Source organism: Kitasatospora sp. NPDC093679 (assembly GCF_040683455.1).
GTDB classification, from domain to species: Bacteria; Actinomycetota; Actinomycetes; order Streptomycetales; family Streptomycetaceae; genus Kitasatospora; species Kitasatospora arboriphila.
This window is the reverse complement of record NZ_JBFBDW010000008.1, coordinates 24,020-38,432: the sequence shown is the minus strand read 5'-3', so window position 1 is coordinate 38,432 and position 14,413 is coordinate 24,020. Positions and strand designations below refer to the sequence as shown.

Here is a 14,413-nt window from a genome sequence, read left to right as displayed (position 1 = left end):
AGGGGGCGGGCGGGGATCAGACCGCGGTGGGGCAGAGCTCGGGGGCGACGGCGGTCCGGTCGTTGACGTACCGGCCGGCGTGCTCGGCGAGGAGGTCGAGGACGTGCGCGATGTCGTCCAGGGTGGTCTCCGGGTTGAGCAGGGTGAACTTCAGGTGGTGGCGGCCGTCGACCTTGGTGCCGGCGACGACGGCCTCGCCGGAGGCGGCGAGCGCCTCGCGGGCGTACAGGTTGGCCTCGTCGGCGAGGTCGCGGGACGGGCCGGCGGGCGGCAGCCAGCGGAAGACGACGGTGGACAGCTGCGACTTGGTGACGACCTCGAAGCGCGGGTCCTCGGTGAGTATCTCCCAGGCGGCGGCGGCGCGGTCGACGACCTCGTCGAACAGCAGGCCGACGGCCTCGGCGCCCATGGTGCGCAGGGTCAGCCAGAGCTTGAGGGCGTCGAAGCGCCGGGTGGTCTGGATGCTCTTGTCGACCTGGTTGGGGATCCGCCGCTCGGCCGTCCGGGCCGGGTTGAGGTAGTCCGCGTAGTAGGTGGCGTGCCGCAGCGCGGCCCGGTCGCGGACCAGCACGGCGGAGGAACTGACCGGCTGGAAGAAGGACTTGTGGTAGTCGACGGTGACCGAGTCGGCCCGCTCGATGCCGTCCAGCAGGTGCCTGCGGGTGGGGGAGACGAGCAGTCCGCAGCCGTAGGCGGCGTCCACGTGCATCCACACCCCGGCGGCGGCGCACAGGCCGGCGATCTCGGGCAGCGGGTCGATCGAGCCGAAGTCGGTGGTGCCGGCGGTGGCGACCACGGCCATCACGGTCAGGCCCTCGGCGGTGCAGCGGGCGAGCTCCCGGGCGAGCGCCTCGGGCTTCATCCGGCGGCCGCGGTCGGTCTCCACGGAGATCACCGCGTCCATGCCGAGGCCGAGCAGTTCCGCGGACTTCTTGACGCTGAAGTGGCTGGCCTCGGAGGCGATGATGCGCAGCTTCGGCAGCAGTTCGTGCTTGGCCGGCGGGGTGCCGGCGGCGGCCGCGAGGGCGGTGCAGGCCTCTTCGCGGGCGAGCAGCAGGGCCTGGAAGTTGGACTGGGTGCCGCCGCTGGTGAAGACGCCGTCGGCGTCCGGGCCGAGGCCGATCCGCTCGGCCGTCCAGTCGATCAGGCGGCGCTCGATGAGGGTGCCGCCGGCGCTCTGGTCCCAGGTGTCCAGCGAGGAGTTGACGGCGGTGAGGACGGCCTCGCCGAGCAGGGCGGGGATCACCACCGGGCAGTTGAGGTGGGCCAGGTAGCGGGGGTGGTGGAAGTAGACGGCGTCGCGGAGGTAGACGTCCTCCAGCTCGGCGAGCGCCTCGGCAAGGTCGCCGAGCGGGCGGTCGAGGTCGATGCCGGATATCTCCGGGGCGAGCCGGTCCGGGGTCGTCCCGGTGAAGGGACGGGTGGTGGTGGAGACCTTGGCGGCGACGGTCTCGACGCCGGCCCGCAGGGACTCCCGGTAGCGCTCCACCGTGCGGTCGTTGAACAGGTGTGATCTGGCGTCCTCCAGGGTGGCGGTGCTGCCTGCCGACGGCTCGACGGTGTGGCCCCGGAAACTCATGGTCAGTCCTCAACGGTCGCGGACGGGGAGTAGAACTTAGGTTAGCCTACCCTAAGTTCCATGCATGTGCGACGGCCCGCACCCCGGTGTCGGGGAACGGGCCGTCTCGAACGTGCGATTGACGGTGTGTCGAATCAGCCCTCGTCAGAAGACGTGCCGGACGCGGCCTCCAGGCGCAGCTGCTCCTCGGAGGCGCCGCGCCGCCAGTAGCCGGAGAAGGTCACCGCGGCGCGGTCCGTCCCGCGCTCGCCGACCAGGTGCCGGCGCAGCGCCCGGACGCTCCCGGACTCGCCCGCGATCCAGGCGTACGGGGTGCCCCCGGGCAGGTCGGCCGCGCGGACGGCCTCCACCAGCGGGGTCGCCCCGCTCTCCCGGACCAGCCAGGTGATCTCCACCTCCGGTCCGGCGGCCAGGTCCTGGATGTCCTGCGCGTACGGGACCTCGATCCAGACCCGGGCGCGGGTGGCCGGCGCCAGCGCCTCCAGGATGCCGCCGACCGCGGGCAGCGCCGTCTCGTCCGCGGCCAGCAGCACCCAGTCGGTGCCGGCCGGCGGCTGGAAGCAGACGCTGCGGTTGTCCTCGACCGCCGGGCCGAGCAGGACCACCCGGTCGCCCGGTGCGGCCTTCGCCGCCCAGGAGGCGGCCGGTCCGGCCGCACCGGGCACGTCGACCCCGTGCAGCACGAAGTCGACGTCCACCTCGTCCGGGTCACGGCGCTGCGCGCGGACGGTGTACGAGCGCATCACCGCCCGGACGTCCTCGCCGAGCGCCCGCCAGGCGGCGAACCAGCCCTCGCCCTCCTCGACCGGCAGCACCGGGGTGTCCTGCCCGGGGTGCGGCAGGAAGAGCGAGAAGCTCTGGTCCCGGCCGCCCGAGGCGAAGCCGGCCAGCTGCGCGCCGCCGAAGGTGACCCGCAGCATCGTCGGCCCGAGCCGGCGGGTGCGGACGACCCCGGCCTCGAAGAATCCGTACTGCGCCGCGATCGCGGAAGCGGTGGCCATGGCGGCGTCAGCTCACCTTCTTGGCGTTCCGGATCGCCTTGGCGAGGTTCTCCAGCAGCGGCGCGGCACCCGCGTACGAGAAGCGCGGCACGGCGTCCCACGGGGTGACCTGGCCGGCCTTGACGGCGGGCAGCCGGCCCCAGGCCGGCTTGGCGGCGAGGTCCTTGGGCTGCAGCGCGGTCGAGCGGTTGTCCAGCAGAATCAGGTCGGCGAGGAACTTGTCGGCGTTCTCCCAGCTGAGCGCCTCGAAGTAGTCGCCGGCCTCCAGCTTGGTCGGCACCACGATGTCGACGCCGAGCTCGGCGAAGTACATCAGGTCGGTGGAGACCTTCGGGTTGGAGACGTAGAAGATGTCCGCGCTGCCCGAACAGGCCATCACCTTGAGGCCGCCGGCGGCCTTGGCGGCCTGGCGCAGCTCCTCGGCGGCCTTCTCGAAGCGGGCCTTGGCGTCGGTGACCTTCTTCGCCTTCAGGTCCGCGCCGAGCGACTCGGCGAGCGCGGCGTACCGCTCGATCGGCTTGGTCATCGGGACGCGGGCGGTGGTGATCGCGACGCTCGGGGCGAGCCCCAGGATCTTGTCCTTGCTCTCGTCCGGCACGTACCAGAGCGCGTCCGGGTCGTACATGTGCGTCACCAGCAGCTCGGGCCGCAGCGCCGCGTACTTCTCGACGCCGAACTCGCCCCAGACGTTGCCGAGGATCTCGACCTTGTCGACCTTCAGGTCGCCGGCCGTCGGATCGGCCTTGCCGTCGGCGGTCTTCGTCTCGCCGAAGACGCCGACGATCCGCTCGTCCAGGCCGAAGTCCACCAGGGCGGCCGCGGTGCCGGTGTACGCCACGACCCGCTTCGGGGCGGACTTGGCGGTGACCTCCTTCTTGCGGTCGTCGGTGAACGACCAGGGGCCCGCACCGGCGGGCTTCACCGAAGAGCCCGAGGCGCCGTCGGATCCCGAACCGCCGCCACTGCCGCAGGCGGCCAGCACGGCACCGAGGGCGGTGGCGCCACCGGCGGCGAGCAGGCCGCGACGGGAGAGGTGAGCGGCAGTTCCGGAACGCGGCATGACGGTGTCTCTCTCGGTTCGAAGGAGGGCGCAGCGGTCGGCGCAGGCGGGGACCGGCAGCTGACCCGCAGCGGGACTTAGGTTAACCTAACCTAAGTCTTTGTCCAGAGGGGGTTCCGGAATCCGGTCCCCGCCAGCGCCGGAGCACCACCCGTGTCCCTCACCAAGCCGCCACCGGCCCAAGGGGGTTCGGCCGAACCCGCCGACCTCCGACGACGCCCGCCCGGCGCCCGCACCGCGCTGCGCGCCGCCGGACTCCTCGCCGCCCTCGCCGTCCTGATCGCCGTCCTGGCCTTGAGCATCGGCGTCGGCGCCAAGCAGCTCGCGCCCGCCGAGGTCTGGCACGGCCTCACCGACCCCGCCTCCGGCTCGTACACCGTCGTCCACGAGATGCGGCTGCCGCGGACCCTGCTCGGCCTGCTCGCCGGCACCGCGCTCGGCCTCGCCGGCGGCGTCATGCAGGCCCTCACCCGCAACCCGCTCGCCGACCCCGGCCTGCTCGGCATCAACGCCGGCGCCTCCGCCGCCGTCGTCTCCGCCGGCACCTTCCTCGGCATCGCCACCTTCGACGGCTACGTCTGGTTCGCCCTCGCCGGCACCGCCGCCGTCGCCGCCCTGGTCTACGCCGTCGGCGGCGGCCGCGGCGCCACCCCCGCCCGGCTCGCCCTCGCCGGCTCCGCCCTCAACGCCACCCTCTACAGCTACGTCAGCGCCCTGATGCTGCTGGACACCGGCGCCCTGGAGAAGATGCGCTTCTGGACGGTCGGCTCGCTCGCCGACGCCCAGGCCTCCACCGTGCTCAAGGTGCTGCCGTTCATCGCCACCGGCCTGCTGCTCGCCCTCGCCCTCGCCCGGCCGCTCAACGCCATGGCCCTCGGCGACGACTCGGCCCGCGCGCTGGGCGCCCGGCCCGAACTGATCCGCGCCGCCGCCATCGCCGCCGTGACCCTGCTCTGCGGCGCGGCCACCGCCGCCTGCGGCCCGATCGTCTTCGTCGGCCTGATGGTGCCGCACTTCGTCCGCGCCCTCACCAGCCCCGACCTGCGCTGGCTCTTCCCCTACTGCGCGGTCCTCGCCCCCGTCCTGCTGCTCGGCGCCGACGTGCTGGGCCGCGCCCTCGGCCGGCCCGGCGAACTCCAGGTCGGCATCGTCACCGCCGTCCTCGGCGGCCCCTTCTTCCTCTGGTTCGCACGTCGCGGAAAGGTGGCCCGGGCATGAGCACCCTCCGCATCGGCTCCGCCGTCTCCGTCCGCCACCGGCCCCGCGCCCTCGCCGTCGGAGCCTCGGCCGCCCTGCTCGCCCTCGCCGTCGGCGTCCTCGCCCTCGGCAGCGGCGACTACCCGATGAGCACCTCCGACGTGCTGCGCACCCTCACCGGCGGCGGCAGCCCCGCCGAGGACTTCGTCGTCAACGACCTGCGGCTGCCCCGCGTCGTCACCGCCCTGCTGGTCGGCGCCGCGCTCGCCCTGTCCGGCGCGCTGTTCCAGTCCCTCGTCCGCAACCCGCTCGGCAGCCCCGACATCCTCGGCTTCACCCAGGGCGCCGGCGCCGGCGCCCTGCTCGTCGTCCTCGCCGGCGGCAGCAGCCTCGCCCTGGCCGGCGGCGCGGTCGCCGGCGGCACCGCCACCGGCGCCGCGATCCACGCCCTCGCCTGGCGGCAGGGCGTCCAGGGCAGCCGGCTCGTCCTCGTCGGCATCGGCAGCGCCGCCATCCTCACCGGCATCAACGGCTACCTGCTGACCCGCACCCAGCTCATGGACGCCGCCCGCGCGATGCTCTGGCTCACCGGCAGCCTCGACGGCCGCGGCTGGCGCGACGCCGTCCCGCTGCTGATCGCCCTCGCCGTCCTCGGCCCCGCCGTGCTGCTCGGCTGCGGCCGCGCCCTGCGGATGCTGGAGATGGGCGACGACGCCGCCGGCGGCCTCGGCATCCGGGTCGAGCGCGTCCGCCTCGCCCTGCTCGTCTGCGCCGTCCTGCTCGCCTCGCTCGCCGCGGCCGCCGCAGGACCGGTCAACTTCGTCGCCCTCACCGCGCCCCAGCTGGCCAAGCGGCTCACCCGGGCGCCCGGCCCCAACCTGCTCGCCGCCACGTGCACCGGCGCAGCCCTGCTCGTCACCGCCGACTACGCCGCCCAGCACGCCTTCGCCGGCCACCAGCTGCCGGTCGGCGTGGTCACCGGCGTCCTCGGCGGCGGCTACCTCGTCTGGCTCCTCGCCACCGAGCGCAGGGCAGGCCGGATTTGAGCAGACAGCCCGCCCCCCGCAGCAGCACCACGCCCCGGAACGGAGAACCGACCATGGACAGCGGCGGAACGCGCCTCGCCGGCGCCGAGCTGACCCTCGCCTACGAGAAGCGCACCATCGCCGAGGGCCTGACCGTCGCCGTCCCCGACCGGTCGTTCACCGTCGTCGTCGGCCCCAACGCCTGCGGCAAGTCCACCCTGCTGCGCGCCCTCTCCCGCACCCTCAGGCCGGCCGCCGGCTCGGTGCTGCTCGACGGCCAGGACATCGCGACGATCCCGGCCCGCAAGGTCGCCCGCACCCTCGGCCTGCTGCCCCAGTCCTCCGTCGCCCCCGACGGCATCACCGTCGCCGAACTCGTCGCCCGCGGCCGCTACCCGCACCAGGGCCTGCTCCGCCAGTGGTCCGCCCGCGACGAGGAGGTCGTCACCGAGTCGATGGCCGCCACCGGCGTCGACACCCTCGCCGACCGGCTCGTCGACGAACTCTCCGGCGGCCAGCGCCAGCGCGTCTGGATCGCCATGGCACTCGCCCAGGAGACCCCGCTGCTCCTCCTCGACGAGCCCACCACCTACCTCGACATCGCCCACCAGATCGAGGTCCTCGACCTGTGCGCCCGGCTGCACGAGGAGCAGGGCCGCACCCTCGTCGCCGTGCTGCACGACCTCAACCACGCCGCCCGCTACGCCACCCACCTGATCGCCATGCGCGACGGCAAGGTCGTCGCCTCCGGGCCGCCCGCCGAGATCGTCACCGCCGACCTCGTCGAACAGGTCTTCACACTGCCCTGCCGGGTCATCGACTGCCCCGAGACCGGCACCCCGCTGGTCATCCCCGCCGCCCGCCGCAGCGCCGCCCGCCCCGAAGGGAACCGGGCATGACCGCCCGCACCTACCGCGACGCGTACGGCATCCCGCACCTGCGCGCCGACGACCCGCTCGAACTCGCCCGTGCCCAGGGCCGCAACGCCGCCGTCGACCGCGCCTGGCAGATCGAGGTCGAGCGGCACCGCGCCCGCGGCACCTCCGCCGCCTTCCTCGGCGCCGACGCCCTCGGCTGGGACGTCTTCGCCCGGCGGGCCCGGCTCGCCGACACCGCCCGCCGCTGTTACGAAGCCCTCGCCCCGGCGACCGCCGCATGGGTCCGCGCCTACGTCGACGGCGTCAACGACGGGCTCGCCGAACACGGCCACCGGGCCCCCGAGTTCGCCGCCGCCGGGACCACCCCCGGTCACTGGGAGCCGTGGACCCCGCTCTCCGTCTGGCTCTCCCACCACGTCCTGTTCGCCGGCTTCCCCACCAAGCTCTGGCGCGACCGGGTCGCCCGCGTCCTCGGCGAGGAGCACACCGAACTCTTCGCCACCGACGGCCCCGGCACCTCCGGCAGCAACGGCTGGCTGATCGCCGGCGAACGCACCGGCAGCGGCGCCGCCCTGATCGCCGGAGACCCGCACCGCTTCGTCGAGGACCCGGGCATCTACCAGCAGGTCCGGCTGGCCTGCCCGGAGTTCGACGTGATCGGCCTGGCCGTGCCCGGCGTCCCCGGCATCGGCCACTTCGGCCACACCGGCGGCGTCGCCTGGGCGATCACCAACGCCATGGCCGACTACCAGGACCTCTACCGGGAACGGCTGCGCCGCACCGGCGGCCCCGGCGGCCCCGGCGTCGAGGCGCTCGGCCCGGACGGCTGGCAGCCCGCCGCCGTCCACCGCGAGACGGTCGAGGTCGCCGGCGCCGGACCGGTGGAGGTCGAGATCGTCGAGACCGCCCGCGGACCGGTGATCACCGGCGGCGCCGACGGCGAAGGGGAGGCCCTCAGCCTCCGCTGCCTGCCGCGGGTCGACGCCGAACTCGGCTTCGACGCCCTGCCCGCCCTGCTGCGCGCCCGCACCGTCGACGACGTCGACCGCGCCTTCGACCACTGGATCGAGCCGGTCAACGTCGTCCAGGCCGCCGACACCGCGGGCGGCCTGCTGCACCGGGTCGCCGGCGCCGTCCCGGACCGGTCCCGCGCCAACAGCCTGCGGCCCGTCCCCGCCTGGGAGGCCGAGCACGCCTGGCGCGGCCGGCGCCCGATGCCGCGTGCCGAGGTGGACGGCACCGCGGTGATGGCCAATCAGCGTGGCCTCGCCGCCCCGCTCGGCGTGGAGTTCGCGCCGTCGCACCGGGCCGACCGGATCGCCGACCTGCTCGCCGCCCCGGTCGCCTGGACGGCGGCCGACATGGCGCTCGTCCACATGGACACCCACCTGGCCTCCGCCGCCCCGCTGCTCGACCTGCTCGCCGCCCTCGACGCCCTCAGCCCGGCCGCCGAGAAGCTCCGCGACCGGCTGCTGGCCTGGGACCGCCGGATGGCCGCCGACTCCACCGACGCCGCCCGGTTCGCCGAGCTGCGCTCCGCCGTCGTCCGCCGGTTCGCCGCCGAACCGGCGCTCGCCGGCCTCACCGGGCCCTCGCCGTACCCGGAGCCGTTCCTGCCCTGGCTGGCACTGCTGCCCAGGATCGCCTACGCGCTGGAGACCCTGCTGGCGGAGGACCGGCTGCCCGGCGTGGACCGCGCCGCACTGGTGCGGGCCGCCGCGGAGGAGACCGCCGCCGCCGAGGACACCGGGCGGACCTGGGGCGCCACCCACCGGCTGGCGCCCTGGCAGGCGCTGCCCGGCGCCGACGGCGGATCCGACGAGGACCGGCCGGGGCTGGCCGGCGACCACGACTGCGTGCTCTCCACCTCCAGCGTGCCCGGCTTCACCGACCGCAGCGCCCGCGGACCGGCGGCCCGGTACGTCTGGGACCTGGCCGACCGCGACAACAGCCGCTGGGTGGTGCCGTTCGGCGCCTCCGGGCTGCCCGGTCACCCGCACCGGCGCGACCAGCTGCCGCTGTGGCTGAGCGGCGGCCTCGCACCCGTCACCACCGACTGGACCCGCCTCGTCGAGGAGCCGTGATGACCGCCGACACCCCCGCCCGGGCGGCCCCGCCCGCGGACCGCCCGACGCTGCACGAGGAGCAGCTGCCCGTCCTGGGAGCCGTCCGGATCGTCGAACTGGATCCGGCCGCCGACGCCGGACTCGTCCACCGCTGGGTCACCGAACCGCGCGCCCGCTACTGGGTCATGCTCGACGCCGACCGCGAACAGGTCCGGCAGACCTACGAGTTCGTCGACTCGCTGACCACCCACCACGCCTTCCTCGCGCTGCGCGACGGCCGTCCGGCCGCGCTCTTCCAGAGCTACGAGCCCGAGCACGACCCGGTCGGCGAGTGCTACGACGTCCGGCCGGGCGACCACGGGATGCACCTGCTGATCGGCCCGGCGGACGGCCCCCCGCGGCACGGCGTCAGCCGGGCGCTGGTCGGCGTGTTCGTCCGCTTCCTGCTCACCGACCCGGGCCGCCGCCGGATCGTCGCCGAGCCCGACGCCCGCAACGACCGGGCGATCGCGCTGCTGCGGCGCTGCGGCTTCGAACCCGGCCCGGAGATCGACAAGCCGGAGAAGCGGGCCCGGCTGGTCTTCCTCGACCGGGAGGCCGCCGAACGGGCCTGACCCGTACTCAGACGGTCAGCACGATCTTGCCCCGGGTGCCGCGCGACTCGATCAGCGCGTGCGCCTTCGCGGCCTCCTCCAGCGGCAGCACGTCCTGCACGTGCGGGCGCAGCCGGCCCTGCTCCGCCAGCTCGGCCAGGGCCGCCAGCCCGGCGGCGTCCGGCGCGACGACCGGCCCGGTGAGGCGCCGTCCGGCCGCCGCGGCCGCTGCGGTGAGCTCCGGGTTGTTCCGCTCGATCAGGGTGATCAGCACGCCGTCCTCGGCCAGCAGCGGCAGCGAACGCCGCCCGTATCCGCCGACGCCGTCCAGGACCACGTCGAGCCCGCCCAGCCCGGCGGCGAAGTCGCCGGCCCGGTAGTCGATGACGCGGTCCGCCCCGAGCGAGCGGACGAAGTCGTGCTTGGCCGCGCTCGCCGTGGCCAGCACCTCCGCGCCGCGGGCCCTGGCGATCTGCACCGCGAGGTGGCCGACCCCGCCGCCCGCGCCGTGCACCAGCACCCGCATGCCCTCCCGCAGGCCGGCCGTGCCGACCAGCGCCTGCCAGGCGGTCAGGCCGGCCAGCGGCAGCGCGGCGGCCCGCACGTGGTCCAGGCCGGCCGGCTTGCGGACGAGGTGCCCGGCCGGCGCCGCGACGTACTCGGCGTAGGCGCCCGCCGGCCGCGGGAAGCACGGCATGCCGAAGACCTCGTCGCCGACCCGGAAGCGGGTGACGTCCGGGGCGACCTCCTCGACCACGCCCGAGACGTCCCAGCCGAGCACGAACGGCGGCTCGCCGAGCATCGGCAGCGCACCCGCCCGGACGTGGGCGTCCACCGGGTTGACCGAGGCGGCGTGCACCCGGACGAGCACCTCGCCGGGGCCGGCGACCGGGCGGGCGACCTCGGCCGGGACGAGGACGTCGGGGGTGCCGAAGGACTGCTGGACGACGGCGCGCAAGGGGTGCTCCTGGTGGCGGCGGGGGTGCGGCGGGGGTGCGGCGGGACGGTCCCGCCGATCGGTTCGGTGTCCACCGTAGGAAGCCTTCGAGAGACGACGAATGGCTGATCGACTCGATTCGATGTCCGATCGTCTCCACGGGGTGGTCGGGCGGATAGGCTCGCCGGGTGGACGTCCTCACCGACGCCGTCGCCTCCGTACGGACCGGCAACCCCGTCTCCGCCCGCACCGACTGCCGGGCGCCCTGGGGCCTGCGCTTCGCCGAGCAGGCCGGCGCCGGCTTCCACGTGGTGCTCGCGGGCACCTGCTGGCTGATCGAACCCGGCGGCGCCACCACCCGGCTCGGCCCCGGCGACGTCGTCTTCGTGCGCAGCGGCCGCGAGCACGTCCTCGCCGACGACCCCGGTTCCCCGGTCGTCGACTACCGGGCCGACCTCAGCTGGCCCCGGCCGCCGACGCCGGGCCCCGCCGATCCCGGCACCGGCCCGGTCACCACGATCCTCTGCGGCTCCTACCTCCTCGACCAGGAGCGCCCGCACCCGCTGGTCGCCACCCTGCCCCCGCTGATCCACCTGCCGGCCCGGCGCGGCCGCCACACCGCCCTCGCCTCCGCCGTCGACCTGCTCGCCGCCGAACTGGAGCGGCCCGGGCCCGGCTCCGACGGCATCGTCGCCCGGCTGATCGACCTGCTGCTGCTCTACATCCTGCGGACCTGGCTCGACGAACAGCCCGACGCCGCGGCGGCCGGCTGGGCCGCCGCCCTGCGCGACCCGGCGATCGCCCCCGCCCTGAAGGCGATCCACGCCGACCCCGGCGGCACCTGGACGGTCGAGAGCCTCGGTGCGGGCGTCGGCCTCTCCCGGGCCGCGTTCGCCCGCCGCTTCACCGCCCTGGTCGGCGAACCGCCGCTCGCCTACCTCACCCGCTGGCGGATGACCACCGCGGCCGGCCTGCTGAGGCACTCCGACACCCCGATCGCGGTGGTCGGCGACCGGGTCGGGTACCGCTCCGAATTCGCCTTCGCCAAGGCCTTCAAACGCGCGTACGGGCAACCGCCCGGCCAGTACCGGCGGCGGGCCCGCGAGGCCGCCTGACCCCTGCGCGGCGGCGCTCGGTCCGGTGCGTCCAACACGCCGAGGTCGGCCGAGGGGGCGCGGGCGGGCGGTCCGCGGCGGATACTGGCGCCATGGTCCAGAACCCAGAGAACCCGGAGTTCCCCGAAGACTACGACGAGGAGTCGCCGGCCGTCATGGAGGCGGAGGACGAGGAGCGGGAGGTGGCCGAGCGCCAGGGCGACGAACTGGAGCAACTGCGCGAGCGGCGGGCCCTCGGCGCGGACCAGGCCGACGACGGCGACGCCGTCGAGCAGTCCATCGTGGTCTCCCTCGACGAGGACGACTACCGGGACTGAGACGCGACCCTCAGGGACGGCGGTCGCCCCTGAACGACTCCCGCTGGTGGCTTCACAGGGCCCGGCGGCGCTGGAGCCAGGAGAAGGCGAGCCAGCCCGGGAGGACGGGCAGCAGGAAGACCAGCAGCCGGAAGAGCATCACCGCGGCGAACGCGCTTCCCTGGTCCATGCCGCCGGTGTGCGCCAGGCCCTCCGTGAGCAGACCCTCCACCACGCCCGCGCCGCCCGGCGTGGGCGCCGCGGAGCCGGCCGCGTTGCCGGCCAGGAACACCACCGCGACCGCGCTGAAGGACGGCCGGGCGCCGACCGCCAGTGCGCAGCAGTACAGGCAGGCCACGAAGGCCGTCGAGACCAGCAGTTGCCCGGCGATGCCGGCCGCCAGCTTGCCCGGCTGCTGCAGCAGGTCGAGCAGGCGCGGCAGCACCTCGGCCCGCAGCGGCCGCAGCAGGCCGACGATCCGCCGCCGCAGCCAGGGGACGGCGAGCGCGGACAGCAGGACGGCGGCGACCAGGCCGAGTCCGGCCGCGAGCCAGGCCGGGCTGGGCAGTTCGGTCTGCGGTCCGAGGCCCACCAGGGTGGTGAAGAAGGCGAGTTGCAGCATGTGCAGTGCCAGGCCGACCAGCTGGGAGGCGCCCACGCTGGAGAGCGCCTGTGCGGTGGGGATCCCGCTGGCCTGCAGGAACCGGGTGTTCAGTGCGATGCCGCCCACTCCGCCGGGCGACACCAGTTTGACGAAGGAGCCCGCCACTTGGGCGGCGAGCGCGCCGCGCGGGTCGAGCCGCTCCGGGACGAAGCCGATGAATCCGAGGGCCGCCGCGCCGTAGCTGGCGACGGCCGCCAGGACGGCCGCCGAGAGCCAGAACGGGTCGGCGTCGGCGACCGCGCGGAAGGAGTCGAGGCCGGAGCCGAACAGTGCCTGCAGCAGCAGGTACCCGCCGGCCATGCCGGCGGCGACGGTGGCGAGGGTGCGCGGCCGCAGCCGTTCCAGCCGGACGGGTTCCACCGGTGCCTGCGGGCGCAGCCGGAGCACTTCCGCGCGTATCGCGGCGGCCAGTTCGGGCTGTGCGGCGAGGGCGTCGCGGGTCGCGCGGGGCAGGGCGATCGGCTGCAGCAGCGGCAGCGCGGCGCCGATCGTGGCGGGTCCGATCACCGCGGCACCGGCGGCCACCGCCCGCTTCGGACCGGTCTTCAGGGCCAGCGCGGTGAGCATCCCGGCCACGTCGAGGCGCAGCAGGAGTTCGCCGGCCGCGATCTCGCCGTACGCGAGTTCGGTGAGCTGCACCGCGCCGTCCGGGCCGAGGCGGACGGTGTCGGGGCCGAGGGTGCGGTGGGCGATGCTGCGCCGGTGCAGCAGCCGCAGCTGCTGCCAGGCGTCGTGCAGCACCTCGTCGGTGACCTCGTCCGCGGGGACGTCGCCGAGCGGCCGGCCGGGCAGGTGGCGGTAGGCCACCAGGGCGGCGTCCGGGCCGAGTTCGGCGGCGGCGAGCGGCTCCGGGGTGCGTACCCCGGCGGCGAAGGCGGCGTGCGCCACCAGGGTCTGGTGCTCCAGTCCTTCGCGCAGCGAGCGCAGGCCGAGCGGCAGCGGTGCGGTGCGCAGCCGCAGCAGTTGCCAGACGTGCTGCGGCAGGCCGAGGGCGGCGGCGCGCCGGTCGAGCAGCCGGACGTCGAGGTCGGGCCGGTCCTGGTGCTGGGTCACCAGGTACCGGCAGGGGCCGGCCACCCGCACGGTGTTCGGGCGGGTCCCGGCGTTGCGCAGGGTCACCCAGAGCTGCAGTTCGGACGGCTCCCGGGTGGGTTCGCCGACGGACCAGGCGACCAGGTGCGCGGTGGTCCAGCCGACCAGCAGCGAGAGCAGCACCGACAGCGGGGTGGCGTAGCCGGTGAGCAGGCCGGACAGCCCGGCGGCGGTGAGGGTGGCGGCGAGCGAGGCGCGCCAGCGGGGCAGTCCGCCGGTGCCGACCGCGGTCATGAAGGCCAGGACGGGGGCCAGGTGCCCGTACACCGGGTCGGTGCGGCCGGGGCCCTCGGGGAAGGGGTGGGTGAGCGCGGTGAGCCCGCCGACCGCGAGGTCGAGGAGGAGCGAGACGGCGTAGGCGAGGACGGCGGCGAGCACCCCGTCGGCGACCTGCCGGCCGGCCCGGCGCAGCACCCGGCCGACGGCGAAGGCGAGCGGCACCAGCAGCAGGGCGGCGGCGCTGCATGCGGCCAGCAGCCGTACCGGGGGCCGGGGGAGCAGGCCGGTGCCCTCGACGACGTCGGCGTCCAGGCCGCCGGCGGTGCCCTGGGCGTACTGGGCGAGCAGCAGGAGCAGGCCGATCGCGGCGAGCCCGATCAGGGCGCGGATCAGCGCCGCGGGGTGCCGCACCCGGCGGTGACGCGGTGTCGCGGGCGCGGTCCGCAGTTCTCCTGCAGGGGTCAGCGTGGCCACGCGGCATGCTCCCACATCCCCCGGACGGGGGAGTGCGATGCCGGTCACGGGATCCGCCCGGTTGCCGGGCCGGGCCTGCGGAGGCACGTCGGGCGGGTGTCCGGGCCGGAGGTGCGGGGTCGGCGGGCGGGGGGTACAGGAAGGAGTTAAAACGCTAAAATCCGGACATAACACCCCGTGCGGTCGGCGTTCCCCGAGTCCCGCGGCCCCCGCGGGC

General features: G+C 75.4%; 12 protein-coding genes. 7 read left to right on the top strand and 5 right to left on the bottom strand.

All coding sequences use genetic code 11. The features are described 5' to 3' along the window. Positions 1-16: 16 nt before the first annotated feature. The 3 genes from AB0O09_RS09370 to AB0O09_RS09360 all read right to left on the bottom strand — a co-directional run bounded on the left by AB0O09_RS09370 (position 17) and on the right by AB0O09_RS09360 (position 3,640). Positions 17-1,579 (bottom strand): aspartate aminotransferase family protein, encoded by a 1,563-nt coding sequence (locus AB0O09_RS09370; RefSeq protein WP_363540939.1) that lies wholly within the window; start codon positions 1,577-1,579, stop codon positions 17-19. Positions 1,580-1,713: 134 nt separating this feature from the next. Next, the gene (locus tag AB0O09_RS09365) at positions 1,714-2,580 is read right to left on the bottom strand and encodes a siderophore-interacting protein (RefSeq protein ID WP_363540938.1); all 867 of its coding nucleotides are present in this window, start codon (positions 2,578-2,580) and stop codon (positions 1,714-1,716) included. A gap of 7 nt (positions 2,581-2,587) precedes the next feature. Further along, positions 2,588-3,640, bottom strand: a complete 1,053-nt coding sequence (locus AB0O09_RS09360) for an ABC transporter substrate-binding protein (protein ID WP_363540937.1) — start codon at positions 3,638-3,640, stop codon at positions 2,588-2,590. A gap of 240 nt (positions 3,641-3,880) precedes the next feature. Here AB0O09_RS09360 and AB0O09_RS09355 point away from each other — a divergent pair, with 240 nt between their 5' ends. Genes AB0O09_RS09355 through AB0O09_RS09335 form a run of 5 tightly spaced genes read left to right on the top strand, consistent with a single transcriptional unit; the run spans position 3,881 to position 9,420 of the window. Further along, positions 3,881-4,858, top strand: coding sequence for an iron chelate uptake ABC transporter family permease subunit (locus AB0O09_RS09355; RefSeq protein WP_363541058.1), 978 nt, complete (start codon positions 3,881-3,883; stop codon positions 4,856-4,858). Then, the gene (locus AB0O09_RS09350; protein ID WP_363540936.1) at positions 4,855-5,883 is read left to right on the top strand and encodes an iron chelate uptake ABC transporter family permease subunit; all 1,029 of its coding nucleotides are present in this window, start codon (positions 4,855-4,857) and stop codon (positions 5,881-5,883) included. Before AB0O09_RS09355 ends, AB0O09_RS09350 begins: the two co-directional genes overlap by 4 nt. Before the next feature lie 53 nt (positions 5,884-5,936). Continuing rightward, positions 5,937-6,761 (top strand): ABC transporter ATP-binding protein, encoded by an 825-nt coding sequence (locus tag AB0O09_RS09345; protein ID WP_363540935.1) that lies wholly within the window; start codon positions 5,937-5,939, stop codon positions 6,759-6,761. Continuing rightward, a complete protein-coding gene (locus tag AB0O09_RS09340; protein ID WP_363540933.1) occupies positions 6,758-8,824 on the top strand; it encodes a penicillin acylase family protein in 2,067 nt (688 codons plus the stop codon). Before AB0O09_RS09345 ends, AB0O09_RS09340 begins: the two co-directional genes overlap by 4 nt. After that, positions 8,824-9,420, top strand: coding sequence for a GNAT family N-acetyltransferase (locus tag AB0O09_RS09335; protein WP_363540932.1), 597 nt, complete (start codon positions 8,824-8,826; stop codon positions 9,418-9,420). Before AB0O09_RS09340 ends, AB0O09_RS09335 begins: the two co-directional genes overlap by 1 nt. A gap of 7 nt (positions 9,421-9,427) precedes the next feature. Here AB0O09_RS09335 and AB0O09_RS09330 read toward each other — a convergent pair whose 3' ends face one another. Beyond that, positions 9,428-10,357 carry an NADP-dependent oxidoreductase gene (locus tag AB0O09_RS09330; RefSeq protein WP_363540931.1) on the bottom strand — a complete coding sequence of 310 codons (930 nt, stop codon included), beginning with the start codon at positions 10,355-10,357 and terminating at the stop codon, positions 9,428-9,430. A gap of 167 nt (positions 10,358-10,524) precedes the next feature. On the opposite strand from AB0O09_RS09330, the gene AB0O09_RS09325 reads away from it, so the two are divergent. Together AB0O09_RS09325 and AB0O09_RS09320 are read left to right on the top strand one after the other, a co-directional pair. Then, entirely contained in the window at positions 10,525-11,451 is a 927-nt protein-coding gene (locus AB0O09_RS09325) for an AraC family transcriptional regulator (RefSeq protein ID WP_363540930.1), read from the top strand. A gap of 92 nt (positions 11,452-11,543) precedes the next feature. Continuing rightward, positions 11,544-11,768, top strand: a complete 225-nt coding sequence (locus tag AB0O09_RS09320; protein ID WP_030272841.1) for a hypothetical protein — start codon at positions 11,544-11,546, stop codon at positions 11,766-11,768. Between the two features lie 52 nt (positions 11,769-11,820). Here the strand turns inward: AB0O09_RS09320 and AB0O09_RS09315 are convergent, their stop codons facing one another. Continuing rightward, entirely contained in the window at positions 11,821-14,196 is a 2,376-nt protein-coding gene (locus AB0O09_RS09315; RefSeq protein ID WP_363540929.1) for a lysylphosphatidylglycerol synthase transmembrane domain-containing protein, read from the bottom strand. Positions 14,197-14,413: the final 217 nt, after the last annotated feature.